This is a genomic window from Martinezella sp. CNPSo 3957 (genome assembly GCF_057784395.1).
The window spans coordinates 174,991-197,096 of record NZ_JBXSOU010000004.1 but is presented as its reverse complement, the minus strand read 5'-3'; the positions used below and the strand labels follow the sequence as shown (position 1 = coordinate 197,096).

General features: G+C 59.1%; 21 protein-coding genes and 2 pseudogenes. 14 read left to right on the top strand and 9 right to left on the bottom strand.

What is annotated here, in order from left to right; translation table 11 throughout:
- Nucleotides 1–102 precede the first annotated feature (102 nt).
- The 5 genes and pseudogenes from adh (at nucleotide 103) to AC13QE_RS12300 (ending at nucleotide 3,975) form a co-directional block, all read left to right on the top strand.
- Nucleotides 103–1,611 carry an aldehyde dehydrogenase gene (adh, locus tag AC13QE_RS12320; protein ID WP_488483885.1) on the top strand — a complete coding sequence of 503 codons (1,509 nt, stop codon included), beginning with the start codon at nucleotides 103–105 and terminating at the stop codon, nucleotides 1,609–1,611.
- 80 nt (nucleotides 1,612–1,691) lie between these two features.
- Nucleotides 1,692–2,081, top strand: coding sequence for a DUF779 domain-containing protein (locus AC13QE_RS12315; protein ID WP_488483884.1), 390 nt, complete (start codon nucleotides 1,692–1,694; stop codon nucleotides 2,079–2,081).
- 98 nt (nucleotides 2,082–2,179) lie between these two features.
- Nucleotides 2,180–2,777 (top strand): annotated as a pseudogene (locus tag AC13QE_RS12310) (DJ-1/PfpI family protein).
- 20 nt (nucleotides 2,778–2,797) lie between these two features.
- Complete coding sequence (locus tag AC13QE_RS12305; RefSeq protein WP_004124790.1) at nucleotides 2,798–3,148, top strand: ribbon-helix-helix domain-containing protein; 351 nt, start codon at nucleotides 2,798–2,800, stop codon at nucleotides 3,146–3,148.
- A gap of 248 nt (nucleotides 3,149–3,396) precedes the next feature.
- Complete coding sequence (locus AC13QE_RS12300) at nucleotides 3,397–3,975, top strand: hypothetical protein (protein ID WP_488483883.1); 579 nt, start codon at nucleotides 3,397–3,399, stop codon at nucleotides 3,973–3,975.
- Here the strand turns inward: AC13QE_RS12300 and AC13QE_RS12295 are convergent.
- Nucleotides 3,951–4,589 (bottom strand): TetR/AcrR family transcriptional regulator, encoded by a 639-nt coding sequence (locus tag AC13QE_RS12295; protein ID WP_488483882.1) that lies wholly within the window; start codon nucleotides 4,587–4,589, stop codon nucleotides 3,951–3,953. The genes AC13QE_RS12300 and AC13QE_RS12295 overlap by 25 nt on opposite strands.
- A gap of 61 nt (nucleotides 4,590–4,650) precedes the next feature.
- Between AC13QE_RS12295 and AC13QE_RS12290 the strand changes: the two genes are divergently transcribed.
- The 4 genes from AC13QE_RS12290 to AC13QE_RS12275 all read left to right on the top strand — a co-directional run bounded on the left by AC13QE_RS12290 (nucleotide 4,651) and on the right by AC13QE_RS12275 (nucleotide 8,548).
- Complete coding sequence (locus AC13QE_RS12290; protein ID WP_488483881.1) at nucleotides 4,651–5,568, top strand: alpha/beta hydrolase family protein; 918 nt, start codon at nucleotides 4,651–4,653, stop codon at nucleotides 5,566–5,568.
- Nucleotides 5,569–5,733: 165 nt separating this feature from the next.
- On the top strand, nucleotides 5,734–6,039 hold the full coding sequence (locus AC13QE_RS12285; protein WP_488483880.1) for a zinc ribbon domain-containing protein YjdM: 306 nt from the start codon (nucleotides 5,734–5,736) through the stop codon (nucleotides 6,037–6,039).
- A 181-nt stretch (nucleotides 6,040–6,220) separates the two neighbouring features.
- Entirely contained in the window at nucleotides 6,221–7,228 is a 1,008-nt protein-coding gene (locus tag AC13QE_RS12280) for an aldo/keto reductase (protein WP_183711617.1), read from the top strand.
- A gap of 294 nt (nucleotides 7,229–7,522) precedes the next feature.
- Complete coding sequence (locus AC13QE_RS12275; protein WP_488483879.1) at nucleotides 7,523–8,548, top strand: acyltransferase family protein; 1,026 nt, start codon at nucleotides 7,523–7,525, stop codon at nucleotides 8,546–8,548.
- A 44-nt stretch (nucleotides 8,549–8,592) separates the two neighbouring features.
- Here AC13QE_RS12275 and katG read toward each other — a convergent pair whose 3' ends face one another.
- The gene (gene katG, locus AC13QE_RS12270; RefSeq protein ID WP_488483878.1) at nucleotides 8,593–10,791 is read right to left on the bottom strand and encodes a catalase/peroxidase HPI; all 2,199 of its coding nucleotides are present in this window, start codon (nucleotides 10,789–10,791) and stop codon (nucleotides 8,593–8,595) included.
- A gap of 341 nt (nucleotides 10,792–11,132) precedes the next feature.
- Here katG and AC13QE_RS12265 point away from each other — a divergent pair, with 341 nt between their 5' ends.
- From AC13QE_RS12265 to AC13QE_RS12250, 4 genes and pseudogenes are all read left to right on the top strand, one after another.
- Nucleotides 11,133–12,107: a LysR substrate-binding domain-containing protein gene (locus AC13QE_RS12265; RefSeq protein WP_488483877.1), complete on the top strand. Its 975-nt coding sequence runs from the start codon at nucleotides 11,133–11,135 to the stop codon at nucleotides 12,105–12,107.
- A 152-nt stretch (nucleotides 12,108–12,259) separates the two neighbouring features.
- Entirely contained in the window at nucleotides 12,260–12,811 is a 552-nt protein-coding gene (locus tag AC13QE_RS12260; protein ID WP_488483876.1) for a glycine zipper 2TM domain-containing protein, read from the top strand.
- Between the two features lie 527 nt (nucleotides 12,812–13,338).
- Nucleotides 13,339–13,515: a hypothetical protein gene (locus AC13QE_RS12255; RefSeq protein WP_165915269.1), complete on the top strand. Its 177-nt coding sequence runs from the start codon at nucleotides 13,339–13,341 to the stop codon at nucleotides 13,513–13,515.
- A 44-nt stretch (nucleotides 13,516–13,559) separates the two neighbouring features.
- A pseudogene (locus tag AC13QE_RS12250) lies at nucleotides 13,560–13,685 on the top strand (DUF1402 family protein); the annotation flags it as partial.
- A gap of 104 nt (nucleotides 13,686–13,789) precedes the next feature.
- Here the strand turns inward: AC13QE_RS12250 and AC13QE_RS12245 are convergent.
- The 5 genes from AC13QE_RS12245 to AC13QE_RS12225 all read right to left on the bottom strand — a co-directional run bounded on the left by AC13QE_RS12245 (nucleotide 13,790) and on the right by AC13QE_RS12225 (nucleotide 18,691).
- The gene (locus tag AC13QE_RS12245; protein ID WP_488483875.1) at nucleotides 13,790–14,971 is read right to left on the bottom strand and encodes a M20 aminoacylase family protein; all 1,182 of its coding nucleotides are present in this window, start codon (nucleotides 14,969–14,971) and stop codon (nucleotides 13,790–13,792) included.
- Nucleotides 14,972–15,047: 76 nt separating this feature from the next.
- Nucleotides 15,048–15,839 carry an amino acid ABC transporter ATP-binding protein gene (locus AC13QE_RS12240; protein ID WP_165915270.1) on the bottom strand — a complete coding sequence of 264 codons (792 nt, stop codon included), beginning with the start codon at nucleotides 15,837–15,839 and terminating at the stop codon, nucleotides 15,048–15,050.
- Entirely contained in the window at nucleotides 15,836–16,780 is a 945-nt protein-coding gene (locus AC13QE_RS12235; RefSeq protein ID WP_488483874.1) for an amino acid ABC transporter permease, read from the bottom strand. The genes AC13QE_RS12240 and AC13QE_RS12235 overlap by 4 nt, the downstream gene beginning before the upstream one ends.
- Nucleotides 16,777–17,667, bottom strand: a complete 891-nt coding sequence (locus AC13QE_RS12230) for an ABC transporter substrate-binding protein (protein ID WP_488483873.1) — start codon at nucleotides 17,665–17,667, stop codon at nucleotides 16,777–16,779. The genes AC13QE_RS12235 and AC13QE_RS12230 overlap by 4 nt, the downstream gene beginning before the upstream one ends.
- A 46-nt stretch (nucleotides 17,668–17,713) precedes the next feature.
- A complete protein-coding gene (locus AC13QE_RS12225; protein ID WP_488483872.1) occupies nucleotides 17,714–18,691 on the bottom strand; it encodes an ABC transporter substrate-binding protein in 978 nt (325 codons plus the stop codon).
- Nucleotides 18,692–18,791: 100 nt separating this feature from the next.
- Here AC13QE_RS12225 and AC13QE_RS12220 point away from each other — a divergent pair, with 100 nt between their 5' ends.
- Nucleotides 18,792–20,120, top strand: coding sequence for an aminotransferase-like domain-containing protein (locus AC13QE_RS12220; RefSeq protein ID WP_488483871.1), 1,329 nt, complete (start codon nucleotides 18,792–18,794; stop codon nucleotides 20,118–20,120).
- A gap of 12 nt (nucleotides 20,121–20,132) precedes the next feature.
- Here the strand turns inward: AC13QE_RS12220 and AC13QE_RS12215 are convergent, their stop codons facing one another.
- Both AC13QE_RS12215 and AC13QE_RS12210 read right to left on the bottom strand, forming a co-directional pair.
- Nucleotides 20,133–21,203 (bottom strand): acyltransferase family protein, encoded by a 1,071-nt coding sequence (locus tag AC13QE_RS12215; protein WP_488483870.1) that lies wholly within the window; start codon nucleotides 21,201–21,203, stop codon nucleotides 20,133–20,135.
- 39 nt (nucleotides 21,204–21,242) lie between these two features.
- Nucleotides 21,243–22,058, bottom strand: a complete 816-nt coding sequence (locus AC13QE_RS12210) for a galactosyl transferase (RefSeq protein ID WP_132719442.1) — start codon at nucleotides 22,056–22,058, stop codon at nucleotides 21,243–21,245.
- Nucleotides 22,059–22,106: the final 48 nt, after the last annotated feature.

The following is a 22,106-nucleotide window of genomic DNA, read 5'->3' as shown; positions in this document are numbered from 1 at the left end:
TGCGCTGCAGCATGGCAAGCCACCTCTATCGCTGGCCGCGATGTGCCCGCAGACTTCTCCCATCGGTTCGCTCATCGAACCTGCCGACCAAGGGAGGATGGCATGCTGCATCAAAAGATCGTGGAATCTCCGTTCAAGCTGAAATATGGCAACTATATTGGTGGCCAATGGCGCGAGCCGATCGCTGGCAAGTATTTCGACAATCTCACGCCGATCACCGGCGGCAAGATCTGCGAGATACCGCGCTCGGACGAGAAGGATATCAACGCCGCACTTGATGCCGCCCATGCGGCAAAGGACAAATGGGGCAGGACGTCGACCACCGAGCGCTCCAATATTCTGATGAAGATCGCCCAACGCATGGAAGACAAGCTGGAAGTGCTGGCGCAGGCCGAAAGCTGGGACAATGGCAAGCCGATCCGCGAGACCATGGCGGCCGATATTCCGCTCGCCATCGACCACTTCCGTTACTTCGCCTCCTGCATTCGCGCCCAGGAAGGCTCGATCGGGGAGATCGACCACGACACTGTCGCCTATCACTTCCATGAGCCGCTCGGCGTCGTCGGCCAGATCATTCCCTGGAACTTCCCGATCCTGATGGCGGCCTGGAAGCTTGCGCCGGCGCTTGCCGCCGGCAATTGCGTCGTCATCAAGCCCGCCGAGCAGACGCCGGCCTCGCTTCTGGTCTGGGCTGAGCTGGTTGGCGATCTCCTGCCGCCCGGTGTGCTCAACATCGTCAATGGCTTTGGCCTCGAGGCCGGCAAGCCGCTGGCGACCAGCCCGCGCATCGCCAAGATCGCCTTTACCGGCGAGACGACAACAGGCCGGCTCATCATGCAATATGCCAGCCAGAACCTGATCCCGGTCACGCTTGAACTTGGCGGCAAGTCGCCGAACATCTTCTTTGCCGATGTCGCGGCCGAAGACGACGATTTCTTCGACAAGGCGCTCGAAGGCTTTGCAATGTTCGCGCTTAACCAGGGCGAAGTCTGCACATGCCCAAGCCGCGCGCTCATCCAGGAATCGGTCTACGACCGCTTCATGGAGAGGGCAGTCAAGCGCGTGGAAGCCATCAAGCAGGGCAATCCACTTGATACCGCAACCATGATCGGCGCCCAGGCATCGAGCGAGCAGATGGAGAAGATCCTCTCCTATCTCGATATCGGCAAACAGGAAGGCGCCGAAGTGCTGACGGGCGGCGTGCGCGCCGATCTCGGCGGCGAGCTGTCGAGCGGCTACTACATCAAGCCGACCATCTTCAAGGGGCATAACAAGATGCGGGTCTTCCAGGAGGAAATCTTCGGCCCGGTCGTATCGGTCACCACCTTCAAGGACGAGAAGGAAGCACTCGAAATCGCCAACGATACGCTCTATGGCCTCGGCGCCGGCGTGTGGACCCGCGACGGCAATCGCGCCTATCGCTTCGGCCGGGAGATCCAGGCTGGCCGCGTCTGGACGAATTGCTATCACGCCTATCCGGCCCATGCCGCTTTCGGCGGCTACAAGCAATCGGGCATCGGTCGTGAGACGCACAAGATGATGCTCGATCACTACCAGCAGACCAAGAACATGCTGGTCAGCTACAGCCCGAAGGCACTCGGCTTCTTCTGAGTTCTCCCAACCAAGCGAGCAAGGCTCCCGGCTGCGGCCGGGAGCCTTCAAGCATTTTCAAGGAGTGGTGGAGGATCATCATGGATCACAGTGGATCGGAGCCTCGGGTGCTTGCGACCGACAAGGCGCTCGAGCTTATCCGCGAGATACAGCGGGACCATCCCGATATCCTGTTTCATCAGTCGGGTGGTTGCTGCGACGGCTCTTCGCCGATGTGCTATCCGGCAGGCGAATTCATGATTGGCGACAACGATGTCAAACTCGGCGAGATCGGTGGCGTGCCCGTCTATATTAGCGGCAGCCAGTTCGAGGCCTGGAAGCACACACAGCTCATCATCGATGTCGTGCCGGGACGCGGCGGCATGTTCTCCCTCGACAATGGGCGGGAGAAGCGATTTCTGACGCGCTCGCGCCTATTCGGCGGTGGCGAAGCCTGCTCAGTCCCCGTTACCAGCCGTTCGCCGGCGTAGTAGGCAGGGCCATAAACGGCGTGTAGTATTCGCTTAATACCCGCAAGCGTAGGCGCTTTGCTAGACTGCCGTCCGTTGGTTTTTGAGGGAGGACGACGATGCCAGCAGCAAAGATTTTGATGATCACCGGTGATTTCACCGAGGACTACGAAACCATGGTGCCGTTCCAGACGCTGCTTGCCTGCGGCTACACGGTTCACGCCGTCTGCCCCGGCAAGAATGCCGGCGAGACTGTGGCAACGGCCATTCATGATTTCGAAGGTGATCAGACCTATTCCGAGAAGCGAGGCCACAATTTCGCATTGAACGCGACCTTCACCAGTATCCGGGCTGAGGATTACGACGCACTTGTCATTCCGGGCGGTCGCGCGCCGGAATATCTGCGCCTGAACCCAGAAGTCATCAAGGCCGTTCAGCATTTCTTCGAGGCAGACAAGCCGGTTGCCGCCATTTGCCACGGTGCGCAACTGTTGGTAGCGGCCGGTGTCCTCAAGGGACGCACCTGCTCGGCCTATCCCGCCTGCCGTCCCGAGGTGGAGCTTGCCGGCGGCACCCTATGCCGATATCGCCATCAATGACGCGGTTGCCGACGGTAATCTCGTGACCGCACCGGCCTGGCCGGCGCATCCGGCATGGCTGCGGCAATTCATGGCTCTGCTCGATGCGAGCGCATTGTCGGAAGCCAACGCTGCTTGAAGCTGAAAGGGGAGGCGTGCATGTGCGAATTGTTCATCAAGGCCGATGCCAGGCTCTGGGAAAGCACCACGCGCTCCCTCCGCATCGATGGCATGGTGACCAGCGTCAGACTGGAAAACTTCTTCTGGTCGAAGCTGGAGGAAATCGCCCGGCGTGACGGCATGAACGTGGTGCAGCTGATTACCAAGCTGCACCATGAATCGATCGATGCCGGCCACGATCTCGGCAATTTCACCTCGTTCCTGCGGGTCTGCTGCGCACGCTATCTCGACCTGCAATTGGCGGGCGACATTTCGAGCGATCTCTCCCAGCCGATCGCTGGCGTCGACGCGCCCGCCATTCTTGGCCGCGAGCGTCTGAAGTATCATTGATCCTATCGATGCGGCAGCGCCGGCATCCGGAAATCGTCGCACGGCCAGTTTCGTGGTGGCCGCTGCGTCGACAATAACTCTTATGGTGGCATACAACTTATAGAGAATGTTTTGTGGTGAGGCATATCCTGGGTTATTCAAACCTTAACTAACTTCCGGTAGTAATTGAACCATCGACTATCGCATGAGGCATAGAGCTTTGCGTCGGGCTTCCATGAGGGAGAGGCTGTGGCGCTTGAGGATAAGCGATGACATCGATTTCAAATGTGCCCTCGGCGGCTTTGGCCATTCTCCAACAATTGAATAAGGGCACGACAATATCGGAGCAGCCTCCATCCGCCGCCGATAACCTCATTGCGGTGGCGACCGGCCAAGTGAATAACGTGACCGTTTCCAAGCAGCCCACCCAGGCCCAGTCGAAAGTTTCCGAAGCCATGTTCAGCATGAGCAAGGACAGCATCGCGAAGCAGAAGCTTGATCTTATCGAGCGGACAGGCAGGGCTCTGGGGGTCGAGCGAAGCGACTATTCTTCCATGGACGAGTTTGTTGCAGCGATGAAAAAGGTCTATGGCGAGATGAAGGTGCAGGCTGGTGGCATGGGGGCGTTTCATGCGCTTGAAAGGCAGCTCGGCCTCGATAAGCTTGGCCTGTCGATCGAAGACGTTATCGAGAGCGCTCAAGACGGCGACAGCAACGACAAGGTCACGAAAGCCCTCGAAAGACGGGCGAAGAAAGAAAAGGACGAGGAGAGCGGAACCGGAGCGGATCAAGCTATCCAGATCGATGCGGCTGCTGCCAATCTCTACGGCCTGCTTTCGTTCAACTGACCCGGTTTGTCAGTCGCGGAATCGAGTTCTGGCGGTTCCGTCAGACGACTTTTGATGAGCTCGGCTGCAGCATCCGCTGCAGTTTCCAAGTAGCTCGGATCGCGATGAAGCAGGACCACGGCAAATGAACCGTCGAGGAGCAGCATGATCTGGCGCGCGAGCGGCAGGGCATCATTGCCGGCTCCGGCTTCCATGAAGGTTGAAGCAAGCCAATCCTCGACGCGCTTCTTGTGGGCGCGGGCAGCCACCAGAGCCGGATGGCCGGGAAGGTTGATGAGCTCGACCGAGGTGCGCAGGAACCCGCAGCCCTTCCATTTGGCGCTACGCGCCGATTGTGCCAGATGGCGAAAAATGCCGGCAACCTTCTCGGCTGTATCGCCTTTCGTTTCCTCGAACCAGCGTTTGAAGAGGACGAGGTTCGGCTCGTCGCGCGCCTGCAGATAGGCGGCGATCAGGTCGTCCTTGCTGCGGAAATGATAGTAGACGGTACGCTTGGTGATGCCTGCCTTTTCGGCAATGGCATCGACACTGATCGCGCGGATCCCATCGCGATGGAAAAGTTTTCCGGCCGCCTGAAGAATGCGTTCGCGCGTCGGCTGCGAGCTGTCTTTCATGACTCAATGTATACCGGGTAGTGAATATACACAATGCGGCGGTGGCTTCATCCTCCGTCCCATGAACGAGCAACACATTCCATCATCCTCGGGGCCGCGCAGCACGCAGATTTCCTTTTCATGTGCCGACGGCGTCGTTCTCGGCGGTCATCTCTGGCTGGCGGAGACGGCTAAGCCCGAAGGCAGCGTGATCATCAACCCGGCCACGGGCGTGTTTGCGCGCTACTATCACCGCTACGCGCAATTTCTGGCTCGGCATGGGTTCGATGTCCTGACCTATGATTATCGCGGTATCGGGCTATCGCGGCCGCAACGGCTGCGTGGATCCCGCTATCGCTGGCGGGATTGGGGTGAGCGGGATTTCGATGCCGCACTTCAATGGGTGGCTGGCCATCGTCGCAGCGAGCCATTGATGGTGGTCGGCCATAGCGTCGGCGGTTTCCTGCCGGGACTTGCCGAACATGCTCCCATGATCGACAGGATGCTGACAGTCGGCGCCCAATATGCCTGGTGGGGCGATTACATGCCGCACCGCCGCGCCGCCCTGTTTTTCAAATGGCATGTCGCCATGCCCGCGATCACTGCGCTCTATGGCTATTTTCCCGGTCGCCGGCTTGGCTGGCTGGAGGATCTGCCGAAGGGCGTAGCAAATGAGTGGAGCTTTCGGGGCCCCCGGTTCGAGCGCAGCCATCCAGTGGCAGAGAGGGAGGATGCTCTTCGGCGAATGGCCGCGGTCCGGGCGCCGATCCTCGCGATTGCGGTTTCGGACGATGAACTCGGCACGGTGCCGGCGGTTCGCCGCACGCTGAACTATTATACGGGTGCGCAATCCATCCTGGTGCATCTGCATCCTATTGACCTTGGCCGCGACAGGACCGGTCATTTCGGCCTGTTTCACGATAGCTACAAGGAGAGCTTCTGGGTCGACACGCTGTCGTGGCTTCGCGAGGGCCGCAATCCCTGGTCGGTCTCGGCGTGAAACAGGAAGGTTAGGCCCGCCTCAGGGCTGTCGCTTTGCGCGGCTGCCTGTATTGCATAGGCTGATCGTCTCGGATAGACGCCATTTTCGGATCATGATCGAGATGGAGGCCAGGCATTTGTCGGCTCCGGAATATTTGAAAAAAAACGTGAAGTGGAGTTTGGAATGACCGGCCAAAATGACGAATATGTCTATGACGAAGTGACCGGCGAGTGGCGGCCCGCCGCAGAGATGGTTGCCGCAGCTGCCGCAACAGGCCTCATCGTACATGATGCAAGCGGCAACGTGCTTGCCGACGGCGACTCGGTTACCCTCATCAAGGATCTGAAAGTAAAAGGCGCCAACCAGACCTTGAAGCAGGGCACGGTTATCAAGTCCATTCGACTGACCGACAACCCTGAAGAAGTCGATTGCCGTTACGACGGGATCAAGGGTTTGGTTCTCCGCACCGAGTTCATACGCAAGCGTTAGACTATAGTGCGGGACGAATTGTTCCTCCCGTGCCACGCGGTTGCAAAATTGAATGATATCGCGCCGATTATCCGGATTCCCGAATTGTAAAATTGTAAATTGGTGCTTATCTCCCTTGCTTGATGCACTTACATAATATGGAAAGTTATGTACCGGCTGCAGGCCGGCTGGGGGATTATGCATGCATCTCGAAGACTATGCCGCACTCGGCCGCTCGGAGTTGCGCGTCAGTCCGCTTGCGCTTGGAACCATGACTTTCGATACGGGGGGCGCCTGGCCATCCCGTGAAAACCAGCCTGCTGCAGTTCTGGCGCGCTATCTCGAACTCGGTGGCAACTACCTTGACACCGGCAATGGAGCGGTCAAAGCGGGCGGCCAGACGGTTGTCGGCACCTATATCGCCCAGAACTCGATCAGACGTGGCGACCTTGTCATTGCTGGCAAATTCAATGTCGAGTGGGATGGTGAAACACCTGGCCGCAAGGCCGTGATAGCCGGTTTCGAACAGGCCCTTCGACGGCTGCGCACCGATTATCTCGACCTCTATTGGCTTGATAATTGGGACATCCAGGCGCCCCTGGAAGACATACTGGCGGCGCTCCACGATCTCGTTCAGTCCGGAAAATTGCGTTACTTCGGCATTTCCGATGCCCCTGCCTGGAAGGTGGCGCATGCGCACCTCCTGGCGCAATCCAACGGCTGGGCTCGGTTCATCGGTCTGCAGATCGAATATTCCCTTGCAGCAAGGCTGTTTGAAAACGAACTCATTCCGCTGGCAACAGGATTGGGGCTTGGCGTCGTCTCGCATTCGCCCTTGAGTGGCGGTCTCATCAGCGGCAAATATAAGCCTGCCAATAATGCGGGTATGAGAAGGGGGCATGCGGCGCAATTGGCGCAAAGGCCCGACGAGCAGGATCTTGAAATCGTGGACGCCTTATTCCGCGTCGCCGACGAGCTCGGTACGACGACCGCACGCGTCGCTCTTGCCTGGGCAATGGGACGCCTTGGCGTATCTTCGACGATTATCGGCGTTCATACGCTGGAACAACTCAATGAGGATATCGGCGCACTCGATGTCCAGCTCTCGCCCGAGCAGACGGCAACACTAGATGCGCTTACGATTCCCAATCCCGTCATGACTCTGCCGCTGCCGTTGCACAACGCCGCTCCCCTGTGCTGCGTCGATTGAGCTGCAGCCTACAAGCGATGCGTTGCGCCGGTGTCCGATGCTTCCAATTGCGCTCGCAAGCATGGCACCGAAGCAAGAGGACGATTCGATGTGCGGAGGAATTACCGCTAGAAGCGTTGCCGATTGCCACACGATCATTGTTCAATTTCACGAGCGCATGTTTGAGACGTAATCGTAATGAAATCGCATTACTTCAAATGTTGGCGCTGTGCTTACTTTCGATAGTACTTAAAGTAATTTCATTAATATTGACGCCTTACGGTAGCGGTTCGATAGCGCAGCCGATGGTTACCGATGTCAGAAGCAGGAAGACCGACCTATATTCCGGCCCTTGATGGATGGCGTGGACTCGCCGTCTTTCTGGTATTGATGGGCCATTTCGGCGGCGACAAGTACCTGCCCGGTCTTGGATCCGCCGGTGTGGATCTATTTTTCGTGCTCTCCGGACGCCTTATGGCCGAGATCCTTTTCGTCAGGGAGATGCCTTTGGGCACTTTCTTCCTCCGGCGTTTCAGCCGCGTCTATCCAACTTTGTTTATATTTGTTTTGGTGAATACGGCGATCTTCTCGTCAACGTCGCTTGCGCCCGACCTTGCGGCTGTCCTCGCCGCGCTTTCTTTCACGTTGAACTACTTCATAATTACCAGTCACACCTTCGTCTCGATATTCGATCACATTTGGTCATTATGCGTCGAAGAGCACAGCTATCTCCTGCTTGGGCTGCTAGCCTTTTCATTGCGTGATGCCGGTAACAGGTTCGTGGGATTTTCCCTCTTGTTGCTTGGTCTTACCGCACTTGCCACCGGCATTTTGCAATATGACGTTTACGGACAAAATCCATTTATCGTCTTTTGGTCGAGCCAGGTGGCGGCAGCGCCAATTTTGATCTCAGCCGCGTTGTTCCTGCTGATGGGACAGCGAAGCCGCGGACTACCCCTGGAATGGCTGGTACCTTTGATATTTTTCTGCGGCTTGGCTGCGCGCTTGTTCGCCGATGTCGCCTGGCTATTTTTCGGCGTTAAAACCCTGTTGCTGGCGATCAGCGTGTGTTCGATCGAGAGCGCTGCGCGCTTTTCCAGGATTTTATTTGAAGGCTCCGTTATCCGGCAACTTGGGCGGATGTCGTTCTCAATATATCTATGGCAGCAGCCGTTTTACGTGCTGGCTCGGCAAGGTCGCTTGGCCGAACTGCCTGCGCTGGTCATAGCCATATGCCTCGGGTTGCTTAGCTACTGTCTGATCGAGCAGCCCGCACGCACGGGATTGAATGCCTGGTTCGAAAGAAGCAAACGGCAAAATGCCGTTTCTGAAGGCGGTTGAAAAAAGGGCGCGATCACCTTTGATCGCGCCCGATATTTTCAGCATCAAGCGATGTCGAAGCGGTCGGCGTTCATGACCTTGGTCCATGCCGCAACGAAGTCCTGCACGAACTTCTTCTCGGCATCTGACTGGCCGTAGACTTCGGCGATCGCGCGCAGCTGCGAGTTGGAGCCGAAAACGAGATCGACGCGCGTCGCGGTCCACTTCACGTCGCCGGTTGCGCGGTCGCGGCCTTCGAAGACGTCCTTGGCATCCGAAACCGCCTTCCACTCCGTGCCCATGTCGAGCAGGTTCACGAAGAAGTCGTTGGTCAGGGTTTCCGGACGCTTGGTGAAGACGCCGTGCTGGCTCTGGCCGACATTGGCATTCAGCACACGCAGGCCGCCGATGAGGGCGGTCATTTCGGGTGCCGTCAGCGTCAGAAGCTGTGCCTTGTCGATCAGCAGCTCTTCCGAAGAGACCGTGTAGGCCTGCCGCTGATAGTTGCGGAAGCCGTCGACGATCGGCTCGAGAACGGCGAAGGCCTCGACATCGGTCTGCTCCTGCGTCGCATCGGTGCGGCCCGGAGCGAAGGGTACGACCACGTCATGGCCGGCCTTCTTCGCAGCCTGTTCGATAGCGACCGAGCCGCCCAGAACGATCAGATCGGCAATCGATACCGTCTTGCCGCCGGTCTGGGCATCGTTGAACTTCTTCTGAATGCCTTCGAGCGTTGCCAGAACGGAAGCGAGCTGTGCCGGCTGGTTAGCCTCCCAGTCCTTCTGTGGAGCAAGACGGATGCGAGCGCCGTTTGCACCGCCGCGCTTGTCTGAGCCGCGGAAGGTCGAAGCCGAGGCCCAGGCGGTCGAAACCAGCTGCGGGATGGTGAGATCCGATGCAGCAATCTCGGCCTTGAGGGCGGCAACATCGTTGGGCTCGATCGATGCGGGGCCGGCAGCCGGGATCGGATCCTGCCAGATGAGCTCTTCGCTCGGCACTTCCGGACCGAGATAGCGCACGCGCGGACCCATATCGCGATGGGTCAGCTTGAACCATGCGCGGGCAAAGGCATCGGCGAATTCGTCCGGATTTTCGAAGAACCGGCGGGAGATCTTCTCATAGGTCGGATCGAAGCGCAGGGCGAGGTCGGTCGTCAGCATGGCAGGAGCGTGACGCTTGGACTTGTCGTGCGCGTCCGGGATCGAGCCGGCGCCGGCGCCATGCTTCGGCACCCACTGATGCGCGCCCGCCGGGCTCTTCGTCAGTTCCCATTCATAGCCAAACAGGTTCCAGAAGAAGTTGTTGCTCCACTTGGTCGGCGTCGAGGTCCAGGTGACTTCGAGACCGCTGCCGATCGTGTCGCCGCCCTTGCCAGTGCCGAAGCTGCTCTTCCAGCCGAGGCCCTGTTCTTCGATGCCGGCTGCTTCCGGCTCGGGGCCGACATGGGCTGCGTCACCGGCACCATGCGTCTTGCCGAAGGTGTGGCCGCCGGCGATGAGGGCGACGGTTTCTTCGTCGTTCATTGCCATGCGGGCGAAGGTTTCGCGGATATCGCGAGCGGCTGCAAGCGGGTCGGGATTGCCGTTCGGTCCCTCAGGATTGACGTAGATGAGACCCATCTGCACGGCTGCGAGCGGGTTTTCCAGATCGCGATCGCCGCTGTAGCGCTTGTCGCCGAGCCAGGTATCTTCCGCGCCCCAGTAAATGTCTTCTTCCGGCTCCCAAACATCTTCGCGACCACCGCCGAAGCCGAAGGTCTTGAAGCCCATGGATTCCAGCGCGACGTTACCGGTCAGAACCAGCAGGTCGGCCCAGGAGATGCTGTTGCCGTATTTTTGCTTGATCGGCCAAAGGAGACGGCGAGCCTTGTCGAGGTTGACGTTGTCCGGCCAGCTGTTGAGCGGAGCGAAACGCTGCGTACCGGAGGAGGCGCCGCCGCGGCCATCGCCCGTGCGGTAGGTGCCGGCGCTATGCCAGGCCATGCGGATGAAGAGCGGACCGTAGTGACCGAAGTCGGCCGGCCACCAATCCTGCGAATCCGTCATCAGGGCGGTGAGGTCCTTCTTCAGGGCCTCCAGATCGAGCTTCTTGAACTCTTCGGCATAGTTGAATGCCTTGCCCATCGGGCTGGACAGCGCTGAGTTCTGATGAAGGATCTTGAGGTTCAGCTGATTCGGCCACCAGTCCCGGTTCGAACGTGCGGAAACGCTCGTGTTTCCATGCGGAAACGGACATTTGCCGGCAGTCTCGACTTTTGTATCCATGATACTCTCCCTTACGATAATTTGATTTGTGACGACCGGAGTAGGAGCTTTGCCAGCCCGCCGGGAAGTTGCCCGGTTCCAAAACTGGTATGGCAGCGACATGTCAGACGCATGAATCTCTCGTCATTCTGGCCTCGCGTGAAACGGAGACGTGGAAGCAGGCAAAGCTTGGGTCCCCTGCCTTCCGACCGGTCCGTGCATCGATGAACTGAACGCAGTCAATGCTCTCAATATGAGCTTCGTATGACAGGCGGCCGCATCTCATCTTTGCTGCGGCACTATAGCCAAGGCTTTCCATTAATTTAAGTTGGATTTCCTGATTGGCGCGATAAGATGAGCTTATGGCAAACTTCACGCTCAAACAGCTTCGGTATTTCGAAGCGCTAGCTCGGCTCGGCCACTTCGGACGTGCCGCCGATCTATGCTCGATCTCTCAACCCGCCTTGTCGATGCAGATCAAGGAGCTGGAGGAGCAGCTCGGCACGAACCTCTTCGAAAGAAGCGCGAGACAGGTCCGGTTGACCAACTTCGGGGAGGCCTTCGCGATCCGCGTCCGCGACATACTGCGCTCCGTCGACGAGCTGGGAGATCTTGCTCGTGCGTCGCGCGATCAGCCGGTGGGCCGGTTGCGCATCGGCATCATCCCCACGGTCGCGCCCTATCTGCTGCCGAGCATCATCGGCAATCTCTCCCGCATCTATGACGGTCTGGATATCCATGTGCGCGAGACTTTGACGTCGAAGCTGGTCGAAGAGCTAGAGGAGGGAAGGCTGGATACGGCAATCGTTGCTCTGCCGGTCTCCGAGACATCTCTGACGGAAGTGCCGCTGTTTGCGGAAAACTTCGTGTTGGTGCGACCGAGCGAGGACGAGGGCAAGCCGGTGCCCAACCGCGAGGCGCTTCGCGAAATGCGGCTGCTGTTGTTGGAAGAGGGGCATTGTTTCCGCGACCAGGCTCTTTCCTTCTGCAACATCCATTCAGCCTTGCCGCGCGAACTGATGGACGGCAGCTCGCTGTCGACGCTGGTGCAGATGGTCAGCGCCGGCATCGGCGTCACTTTGATACCGGAGATGGCTGTAGCGGTGGAAACCCGCTCGGCCTCGGTGTCGACGGTGCGCTTCCAAAGCCCGCAGCCGTCGCGCACCATCGGCATGATCTGGCGCAGGACGAGCCCTCTCGCCAAACAGCTCCTGCAGATTTCCGAAGTGGTACGCGAGGCGGCCGACGCCATGCGCGAACAACATGATTCGATCGGACGCGCGCAGGATCTGGAGTTTGATGGGCGAGAGCGGGCGACCCATAGGGGAATAGCGTAACCCCTTGGCATGGGGTCGTGCGCGCGGATGGAAGCTGACGCGATCCCTCATATCGGGACGGGTAGATCCTGTTAACCGTGTTTCCTTACGAAAATTTATGGATAACAAGTCATGTTTCAGGAGATCTGACTTCTCCTTGAAAGGCATGTGCAATGTTGCATTCCGAAACTTCCGGCTCCTCTTTTCGTAAAACTTGTCTGCGCCTGACATTGCTTGCTCCCATCGCCGCTATGGCGATGCTGCCCGTCGCCAGCCATGCCCAGGAACAGACACTGCTTAACGGCCAGAATATTGGTACAGTGGGTGGCGCTGTCGCCGGAGGTCTCGTCGGCAACAAGCTCGGCGGTAAGAAGCACAAGACACTCGGGACGATCGCCGGTGTCGTCGGCGGTGCGGTTGCTGGCAGAATGGTCGGCAACATGGTCGACAACCGGAATTCGCAATATGGTCAACCGATGCAACAGGCAATGCCGATCCAAGCTGATCAAGGGATTGATCCGCAAGCTACGGGCAGCATCGCCAACGACGGCGCCCCTGGCTTGTTAACTGGTCGGAACATCGGCGCCGTCGGTGGTGCTATTGCAGGCGGCATCGCCGGCAATAAGCTTTCCGGCAAGAAACACAAGACCTCCGGAACAATTGCCGGCGCTGTGGGCGGCGGCCTGCTCGGTGGGGTCGTTGGCAACATGGTCGGCGGTCAGTAAAACGTCATCGTAACGCGCCGATGACGGCCATGGGCGCTACAGAGACATCGTCGAGTAACCTTCGGCGTTTCGCTGGATTGCTTGAAAGCACGAGTGCCGAAATGGGTGGGCGAGGGGCGAGTCCCTCGTCCCGCCCAACGTCGCGTGATCTTGATATTCTGGCCGATGCGCCTGATCGGCTGAAAATATCGTTCCGAACACCGAAAGGTCACGTTCGGTTACGCTGGAGGCAGGGTTTTGGATGGCCGCGCCAATGCGGACGGCGATCTGCTTTCAAGATCACCTTTGACGGATTGTCCGGTGGCGACCGTCGCACGAATCCACAAAATCGCAAGCGATCAATCCCACCACTATTGAAGGCTGTCTCTGGATATCCACACCCGCGTTCTCATCTGTCACCAATCTTTCCACAGAAGGCGATATTTCAAACGATTGAAAATATTTTAATCGTTTAAATAGTTTAATGCCTTGATTTACAAAGAAACTCCTCCATGTCATGCCAGTAACGCATGGCAATGGAGGTCGTGATGCAAGAGTTTGAAAACGTAAGAAATGAAATTCCTACGTATGTGATTGATCGCCTCGAGAATGAATGGCGGGTAATGCAGACTCAGAATGTGCAGCTGGAATCCGGGCTGGGGACTGAAACGCCGGCAAATACAGCGCCTGCAACGGGCGATAGTCTCGGATCCTTCGACAAGTAGTATTTATAAAGGCAGGAATCGCACCGCGCCGCGGGTCTAGAGCAATTCCGCTTTCTTCGAATCGCGAAAACGCTCTATCTTTTTGTTTTTACGCCGTTCCGGACGCAAAACCGCTTCGCATTTTTGCTGGAACTGCTCTAGCGGCGCTATTGAAAGCATCGCATTCCGCTTTTTTCCATGACATCCCGAAAACGGATCAGCCCCGGCTTGTTGCCAGGGCTGCTGTTTATCGTGGCGTTGCCAGCTCCGCCTTGCGATCCAGATAGGAACCGGTTCAGGCGTCGAGATAACGCTCGGTCAGACGTGCCCACATAGCGGCGCCGACGGTGAGGCTTTCATCGGCGAAATCATACTTGGCGCTGTGGAGGATGGGCGAGTTCACGCCGTTGCCGAGGCGCAGGAAGCTGCCGGGCTTATGCTCCAGGTAATGCGAGAAATCCTCGCTGCCGGGGATAAGGCCGCAGGTGGTGACCTTCTCAGCGCCGACAAGTTCCTCGGCGACCATCCGCGCGAATTCCGTTTCCTTCTCCGAGTTGACGACGACCGGATGGCCATAGACGTAGTCGATCTCGACACTTGCGCCATAACCTTCTGCAATGGACGCCGTCAGCTTGCGGATGCGCGCCTCAAGCAGTTCGCGCACCTTCGGATCGAAGGAGCGAACCGTGAGCAGCATCTTCGCACTTTCGGGAATGACGTTCGATACTTCGCCGGCATGGATGGCGCCGACGGTGATGACCGCTGTCTGGGTCGGGTCGACGCTGCGGGCAACGATCGTCTGCAGACTGACGACGAGGTTGCAGGCGACAACCACCGGGTCGATGGTCAGATGCGGGCGCGAGGCATGGCCGCCTTTGCCTACGATGGTAATCTCAACCGTGTCGGCGGCCGCCATCAGCGGGCCGGAGCGCAGCAGCCAGGTGCCTTCCGCAGCACCCGGATGATTGTGCAGCCCGTAAATGACGTCGAAGGGAAAGCGTTCGAACAGGCCATCCTTGATCATCGCGGGAGCGCCGCTGACAGCGCCCGCCTCCTCAGCCGGTTGGAAGATCAGGTTCACGGTGCCGTTGAAGCGGCGGGTGCGGGCGAGATATTCGGCGGCTCCCAGCAATATGGTGGTGTGGCCGTCGTGGCCGCAGGCATGCATCTTGCCCGGCGTCTTGCTGGCATAGGGCTTGCCAGTCTGCTCGATGATCGGCAGGGCGTCCATGTCGGCGCGGATCGCGATGCTCTTCTTGCCGGCTCCAACAATCATGCGGGCAACGACGCCGTGGCCGCCGACATTACGGGTAACCTCGTAACCCCAGGCTTCCAGCTTCTCGGCGACGAAGCGTGCGGTTTCAGCTTCTTCGAAAGAGAGTTCGGGATTGGCGTGCAGATGCTGGCGGATGCCGGTCAGTTCGGCCTTCATCGGCTCGAAATCCGAGAGGCGGGCGAAATCGTTGTCGAGGGTCATGGCTATTCCAATGGTTCGCTTTGAGCCGCCTTTCGCCATAGAGCGTGCGGGCATCACTGATGATATGTATATCGCGCTAGATGAAGCGCGACAGGAAGCTTCTGGTGCGGGGATGCTGCGGATTGCCGATCACATCCTCCGGTTTGCCCTGTTCGACGATCTTGCCGCCATCCATGAAGACGACACGGTCGGCTGCCTCACGGGCAAAGCCGATCTCGTGGGTGACGACGATCATCGTCAGGCCCTGTTTGGCAAGGTCGCGCATGGTGGCAAGCACTTCGCCGACCAATTCCGGATCGAGCGCCGAGGTCGGTTCGTCGAAGAGCATCAGCTTCGGCTTGATCGCCAGCGCTCTCGCAATCGCCACGCGCTGCTGCTGCCCACCGGAGAGTTGCCGGGGGTAGTTGTGAGCCTTGGCCGACAAGCCAACGCGGTCGAGCAGAGCCAGTGCATTCTCGGTTGCCTGCTTGCGGCTTTCGCCATGAATGCCGATCGGCGCCTCGATGACGTTCTGCAGCGCTGTCATATGCGGATAGAGGTTGAACTGCTGGAACACCATGCCGATCTTGCGCCGCTGCAGCGCGATCGCATGGTTTGACAATTTGACCAGCCGGCCCTTGTTCAACCGATATCCGATCTGTTCGCCATCCACTTCGATCGAACCGCGATTGATCGATTCCAGATGGTTGATGCAGCGCAGGAAGGTCGACTTGCCGGAACCGGAGGGGCCGAGGATCACGACCACTTCGCCCGGCGTCACGTCGAGATCGATGCCCTTCAGGACTTCAAGATGTTCGAAGGACTTGTGGACGTTGCGCGCCTGCACCAGGGGGCTGGCGTTGACGATTGAGTTCACGGAAGCGTTCATTGGCCTGCCTCCTGTGCCGGCACGAGCGCTGGCGTGCTCTCCGTTACCGCCTTGGTCCCACCGGAGCGGCGATCGGCGCGGCTATAGTAGCGCTCGATATAGCTCTGGCCGATATTCAGCACCGAAGTAATCAGCAGATACCAGATGACGGCGACCAGCAGCATCGGGACGACCTCAAAGGTGCGATTATAAATCGACTGCACGGAGTAGAGCAGGTCGGCCATGGCGATGACGCTGACGAGCGAGGTCGCCTTGATCATGCTGATCAACTGATTGCCGGTTGGCGGCACGATGGAGCGCATGGCCTGCGGGATGATGATGCGGCGCAGAGCCCGGCTTCTCGTCATGCCGAAGGCTTCGGCGGTCTCGAACTGGCCTCTGTCGACCGAAAGCAGGCCGCCGCGGATGATCTCGGCCATATAGGCGGCCTCGTTCAGCGCCAGGCCGGCGATCGCCGCCGTCATCGGGCTGATGACGGAATTCGTGTCCCAGCTGACGAAGGTCGGGCCGAAGGGAATGCCGATCGACAGCGTCGGGAAGAGCGTCGAAAGATTGTACCAGAAGATCAGTTGTACGAGCAGCGGCGTGCCGCGGAAGAACCAGATGAACAGCGAGGCAAGCGTACTTGCCAGCGTGTCCTTCGACATGCGGGCAATCGCCAGCAGCAGGCCGAAGACGATGCCGAGCGCCATGGCGACGACGGTCAGGCCGAGCGAAACATACAGGCCGCTGATGACGACGGGATCGAAGAAATATTGGGCGACGACATGCCAGCCGAAGTTTTCATTGTGGGCGACCGACCAAGCCCAATAGGCCGCGATCGCAAGGGTAACGATCCAGGCTGCCACACGACCCTTCGGGAACGGTGTGTGGGCATTCGCCACATCCCGTTCCGCCGCATCGCCAGATGGCGATGCGATGTTTCCGGCATTCGTGCTCATTTCGGCAACATCCCGCCAAGATTGATACCGGGTTCCTTGATCATGTTGTTCTCAAGGCCCCATTTCTTCATGATGGCGGCATAGGTGCCATTGTCCATGAGAAGTTTGACGGCATCCTTCAGAATCGGGCCGAGCGGCGAGCCTTTCGGCACGACGGCGCCCTGATAGAGATCCTCGAAACCGTTTTTCTGGCCGACGCCCGTTAGTTCGAGCTGGCCGTTCGCCTGCGAGACGAAATAGGTGAGCGGCGCCTGTGAGGAGAAGAAGGCGTCGGAGCGCTTGGAGCGGACGGCGAGGATCGAGCTCGGCTGGTCTGTGAAGGACTGAACTTCGATCGCGCCCTTTCCGTCGGTCTTGCACTTCTCGGCCTGCACCTGGATCACCTTTTCGGCCGACCCACCGGCCATGACGGCGATACGCTGGCCGCAGGCGCTGTCGAGCGAGGTGATGCCCTTAGGGTTGCCCTTCTGGACGGCGAAGACGACGAATTCCTGCACCCAGTCGACAAAGTCATTGGCCTCCTCGCGGCTCTTGAAATCGCCGATCGGGCCGAAAGCAAACTGGTAGCGGCCGGAATTGATGCCCGCGAGGATGGCCGGCAGGCCACTGACACTTTCATGCTCGATCTTCACGCCGAGCACCTCGCCGATTGCGTCGGTCAGATCGGCGCTGGCGCCGGTCAGCTTGGTGCCGGTGACGATTTCATAGGGAGGGAAAGAGCCGTTGTTGACGGAGATCATCTTGCCTGATGTGCGGATGGCTTCCGGCAGCTTGGCCTGCAGATCCTTGTTGAGCGAAAGTTTCGGCAGGCTCGCATCCTCGGCGAAGGCGGCGGCCGACATCATCAGGCTTGCCAGGGCGACGTAGGTCATTTTCTTCAGCGACATGTTCATTCCCCTTTTTGCTTTGTGTCTCTGATTTTTGAGGCGGTGGTCAGACAGCGCTCGTCCGGCTGCCGTCGACATCGAACGGGAAGAGTTCCTCCGGCGTCATCAGCCGCGGCAGGATGCCCTGCACATGCAGCTCTCCGGCGAAATCGGCGATCATCTTGCGGTTGGCGGCAAGGCCGCTCGCATCCCACCCTTCCGGCAGCTCGGCTGCCGATTTCAACAGCTCATCGAGCATAAAGGGCGTGGTGTCGGCATATTTGCGCCGCTTGCTCAGCCAGACACGCTGCGATTCATCGATGAGCGCGCTCAGTTCGGCCATGACCCAGGGATGCTCGGCGACAAACTCCGCCTTGAAACCGATCAGGTGCATACCCGGTACATAGCCCACATCGGCAAAATAGCGATGCTCGGCGGCGCGGAAATCCGGCAGCAGCTGGCGAAAGCCGGAATTGCCGGCGAAATAGCCGTCCGGCATGAAGGGCGTGAAGATCGCGTCGAGCTGGCCTTCCTTCAGCAGCTCCACCATCGGCCTTTCACCGGGTGCCGCCTCGATCCGGCCGGGACGGCCGAAGCCGTCCAGGCGGTCGGTGATCGGATGCGCTTCAGTCAGGCGACCGGCATACCACATCGCATCCTCGACACCGACGCCTTCGCGGCGAAGTGCGGCCCGTGTCCAGGTATTGCCGGAATCGCGCCAGCCGGTGACGCCGATACGCTTGCCGGCCAATTGGGCGAAGCTCGTGATCGGGCTGTCCTTGGTGGTGATGACGCAGCGGTGGCGGAAGCCGCGCATGATGAAGTTCGGTATGCCGACGACGCTGTCGTCACCGTCGATGCGCAACTGCGTGTAGCGACTGAAGGATGTTTCCGCTGCGTCATAGGCGTCGCTCCTGCCGACATGGGAGACGAGCGTGCCGACCCGGTCCACCTTGATGTCGAGTTTGGGGGAGGAGACATCGCCCAGGACCAGAGGGGTCATGTAGTCCCAGTCACGAAGGGCAAGGCGGAGAGTAAGGGGCATGAAATTCACTCGCGGGAAAACTTCTTTTCTTAACGAGTAAATGTTCAATATAGGTCGATCAAATGTTATTACGTTATTGAACATTAAAAATGGTGCGAAAATGGGCGAAGAGCGGGATGCGAAATGGTTTGCCTCACAATTGAGCGATCGGACCATCCGTGGCATCGCGCTTGAAACGAGCGCGCTCATTCGCGCTGGCGCCCTGCCTGTTGGCACCAAGCTGCCGCCGATCCGCGACCTCGCCTTTGTCCTTGGCGTGAGCCCGGCAACCCTGTCGGAAGCATGGAGCGAGCTCAGGCGTCAGAAGATCATCAGCGGACGCGGCCGGAATGGCACATGGGTCAGCGGCGACCGCTTCGTCGCCAAGCCGGCGCGGCTGGCAAGTGTCGGCGACTACGGTTCCGACGCCCTCAATCTGACGGCAGCCGTTCCCGATGTCCGGCTGCTGCCAAACCTGGCGGCGGCGATGGCCTATGGCGCCTCGGCGGAAAATCTCAACAGCTACGAGCGCAGCCGCATCCTGCCGGAGCTTGAGCGCGAGGTCAGGAAGACCTGGCCTTACGAGCCAGAGGCGTTTCTGGCGACCAATGGCGGCTATAATGCCGTCTACACCCTGATCAACGCCCTCGTCATGCCCGGTGCTGCCGTTGCGATCGAAGATCCGACGGGCATGCGGCTTCTCGATATTCTCGAGGATCGGGGCGCACGCATCATTCCGGTGAAATGCGACGAGGAGGGCCCGCTGCCGGCCTCGCTGGAGGAAGCGCTGAAATATCGCCCGGTCGCGTTCATCTTCCAGCCGCGCATCCATTCCGTCACGGGCCAATGCGTGAGCCCGGCGCGCATGGCAAGCCTCCCGGAGATCCTTCGCGACAAGGATACGCTGATCGTCGAGGACGATGGCATTGCCGATATCTCGACGGCACCACGTCATTCGATGGGACATCTCTTTCCGGATCGGGTCATCCATATTCTGTCTTACTCGAAAACGCATGGGCCGGACCTGCGCCTCGCCGTCTTGTCGAGCTCGCGGGCGATCATCGACCAGATCCAATCCTATCGCAGCTTCAGTTCCGGCTGGACCAGCCGTATTCTGCAGGCGGCGGCTGCCTGGCTGCTGCGCGATCCAGCGACGGCATCGTGCCTGGATCATGCCCGCAGGACCTATCGGGAACGCCGCGCAGGGCTCATCGATGCGCTCCGCGAGCGCGGCGTCGATGCGTGGCATGGAGAGGGATTATGTGCCTGGGTGCCGGTCTCGTCGGAGCCCTTCGCAATGGTGACGCTAGCTGCCCGAGGCATTGCCGTGCATCCCGGTGCAAAATTCTCGATCCTGCCCAGCAGCCATTTGCGCGTCGCTACGGCCAATCTTTCGGAGCGGTGCGACGAGGTTGCCGATGCCATCGCACTTGCCGCCGTCCACACGTGACGCCGGAAACAGTCAGCCGCGTTGGCTGGCTTCGATGCTTTTGGGAGCGCCTTTCGAGGCGCCGATATAGCGAACCAGGCTTTCCGCCAGCTTGGCCGAGATGAGGGCGATGATGGAAATCGCGACGAGATAGATCGCGATGTAGACGGGCTGCGGCAAGTGGGTATCACGCATCAGATGCCCGTAGATCTCGGTGAAGCCGCGATGGCACATATAGATGGGATAGGAGAGATAGCCGAGAAAGATGCCGAGCCGCTGCAGCCTCTCCGGCAGTTCCAGCATCGTGCCGGCAAGGACGATGAGCGGCGAGATCAGGATGCAGAAAACAAGTGCATATTTCAGCGAATAGGTGGGGAGAAACAGCAAGATTAAGATCACCGCAATGGGCAGCAGGGCGGCATAGCTGTTCATGATCCAGCCAATCGCGGTGCTGTTTCGAAGCCGGTAGATGATCATTCCGAGCGTGAAGGAAAAGAAGACGCGAGCAAGGCCGCCATCTACCGAGTGCCATTCCCAGCCGAGATCGAGCGATTTGTGGAAAAAAACCGAGACGATCAGCAGCGCCAGAGATGCGGTGGCTATGAGGATCAGGCTTCGCGTTTTCAATCTGAACAACACGAGCGCAAATATGAGATTGGCCAGCAGCTCCCAAAACAGCGACCAGGCGGGGCCATTCAACGGATAAAGCGCCAAGATATCGCCCGCCGAGCGCGTCAGAAAACTCGGCGAAGGCAGCATGAATATGGTCGTAAGGATGCTCGCGGCAAGATCGGCCCGTCCGACACCGGATGCCTGCCAGTGCAGCAGCAATTGCACAAGGCCGTAGACGCTGCCGATGAGGAAGAGCGGATAAAGACGCGCGTAGCGGGCCTTCATGAAGGCCAGCACGGTCATGCCGCTTGCGAGTTTTTCACCGTAGGCCCTGGCAATCACGAAGCCGCTGAGCACGAAGAAGAAATCGACCGCGATATAGGCCGAAGGCGCATAGGGCCTGTCGAGGTGATAGACGACGACGGCGAATGCCGCCAGCCCGCGCATCGCATCCAGGGCGGCATATCTATGTCTCGTCGTATCAGCCGGCATTGGTCGAAACCTCGTTGGGCGGAAAGGATTACGCTTACGCTATCCGGCGGCGCGCGCGCCGAAGAACTCGTTTCTGAGGTTGCGATCGAGCGGGCGTACCCGCGAAAGGTTACCCAGGAATTGGCGGGGGCTTGTCAGCACCGATCGGTTGAGGAAATGAGTCCTGATGAGATTGGAGGACTTGCTGTGGGCGCCGGCATGGCCGACCCGATAGATCGCGCCGCGGAAGGGCAGCGAGCCGAGCGGCGCGCCGGCGTCGGCCAGCAGCTTGCCAATGCGCACATGGCTGCCGAGCATGGATTTGATGTAATCAATTTCGGCGTCCTCGAAGGTCGCCGGCAAGCGATAGAGATCGGAGCGAATGATCAGCGACGTACCGCAATAATTGGCGAAGTCGTTGTGATGCATAAGCAGCCTGCCGCCTTCGTTCCACAGATAGCCCCGGTTGATTTTCCAGCCGTTGGCATCGGTATTTCTGGCGGCGAAATCCACGATGTTGGCGCTGACGAAATCATCGTCGTCGACGATCATGAAGAAACGAGTATCCCGCGCGGATAGCATGCCGCTCAATACGCGGCGGCCCTTGTCCAGACGGAACGCATCGTAGACCTTTTCGCGATCGGCACCGTTAATGTCGTGCAGCTGGTTCGGCGGGAAGGTCACGCGTTCCGCCGTAAAATTCGGCGGCAGATCCGGCAGATCGGCGCCTTCATTGGCGACGACTACGCCGCGCCAGTTTTTGTTCGACTGCCCGGCGATCGATGCGATCGTTTGCGACAGCCGCCGTTTCAGCGCCGGCCAATCATTGGAATTGGCCTGATGGCGAACGGGAATGATGAACGTAACCAGTGTCATGAGGCGCCTTTCCGACTTGGTATTCTATCGCGAGATGGAATGAGCCTT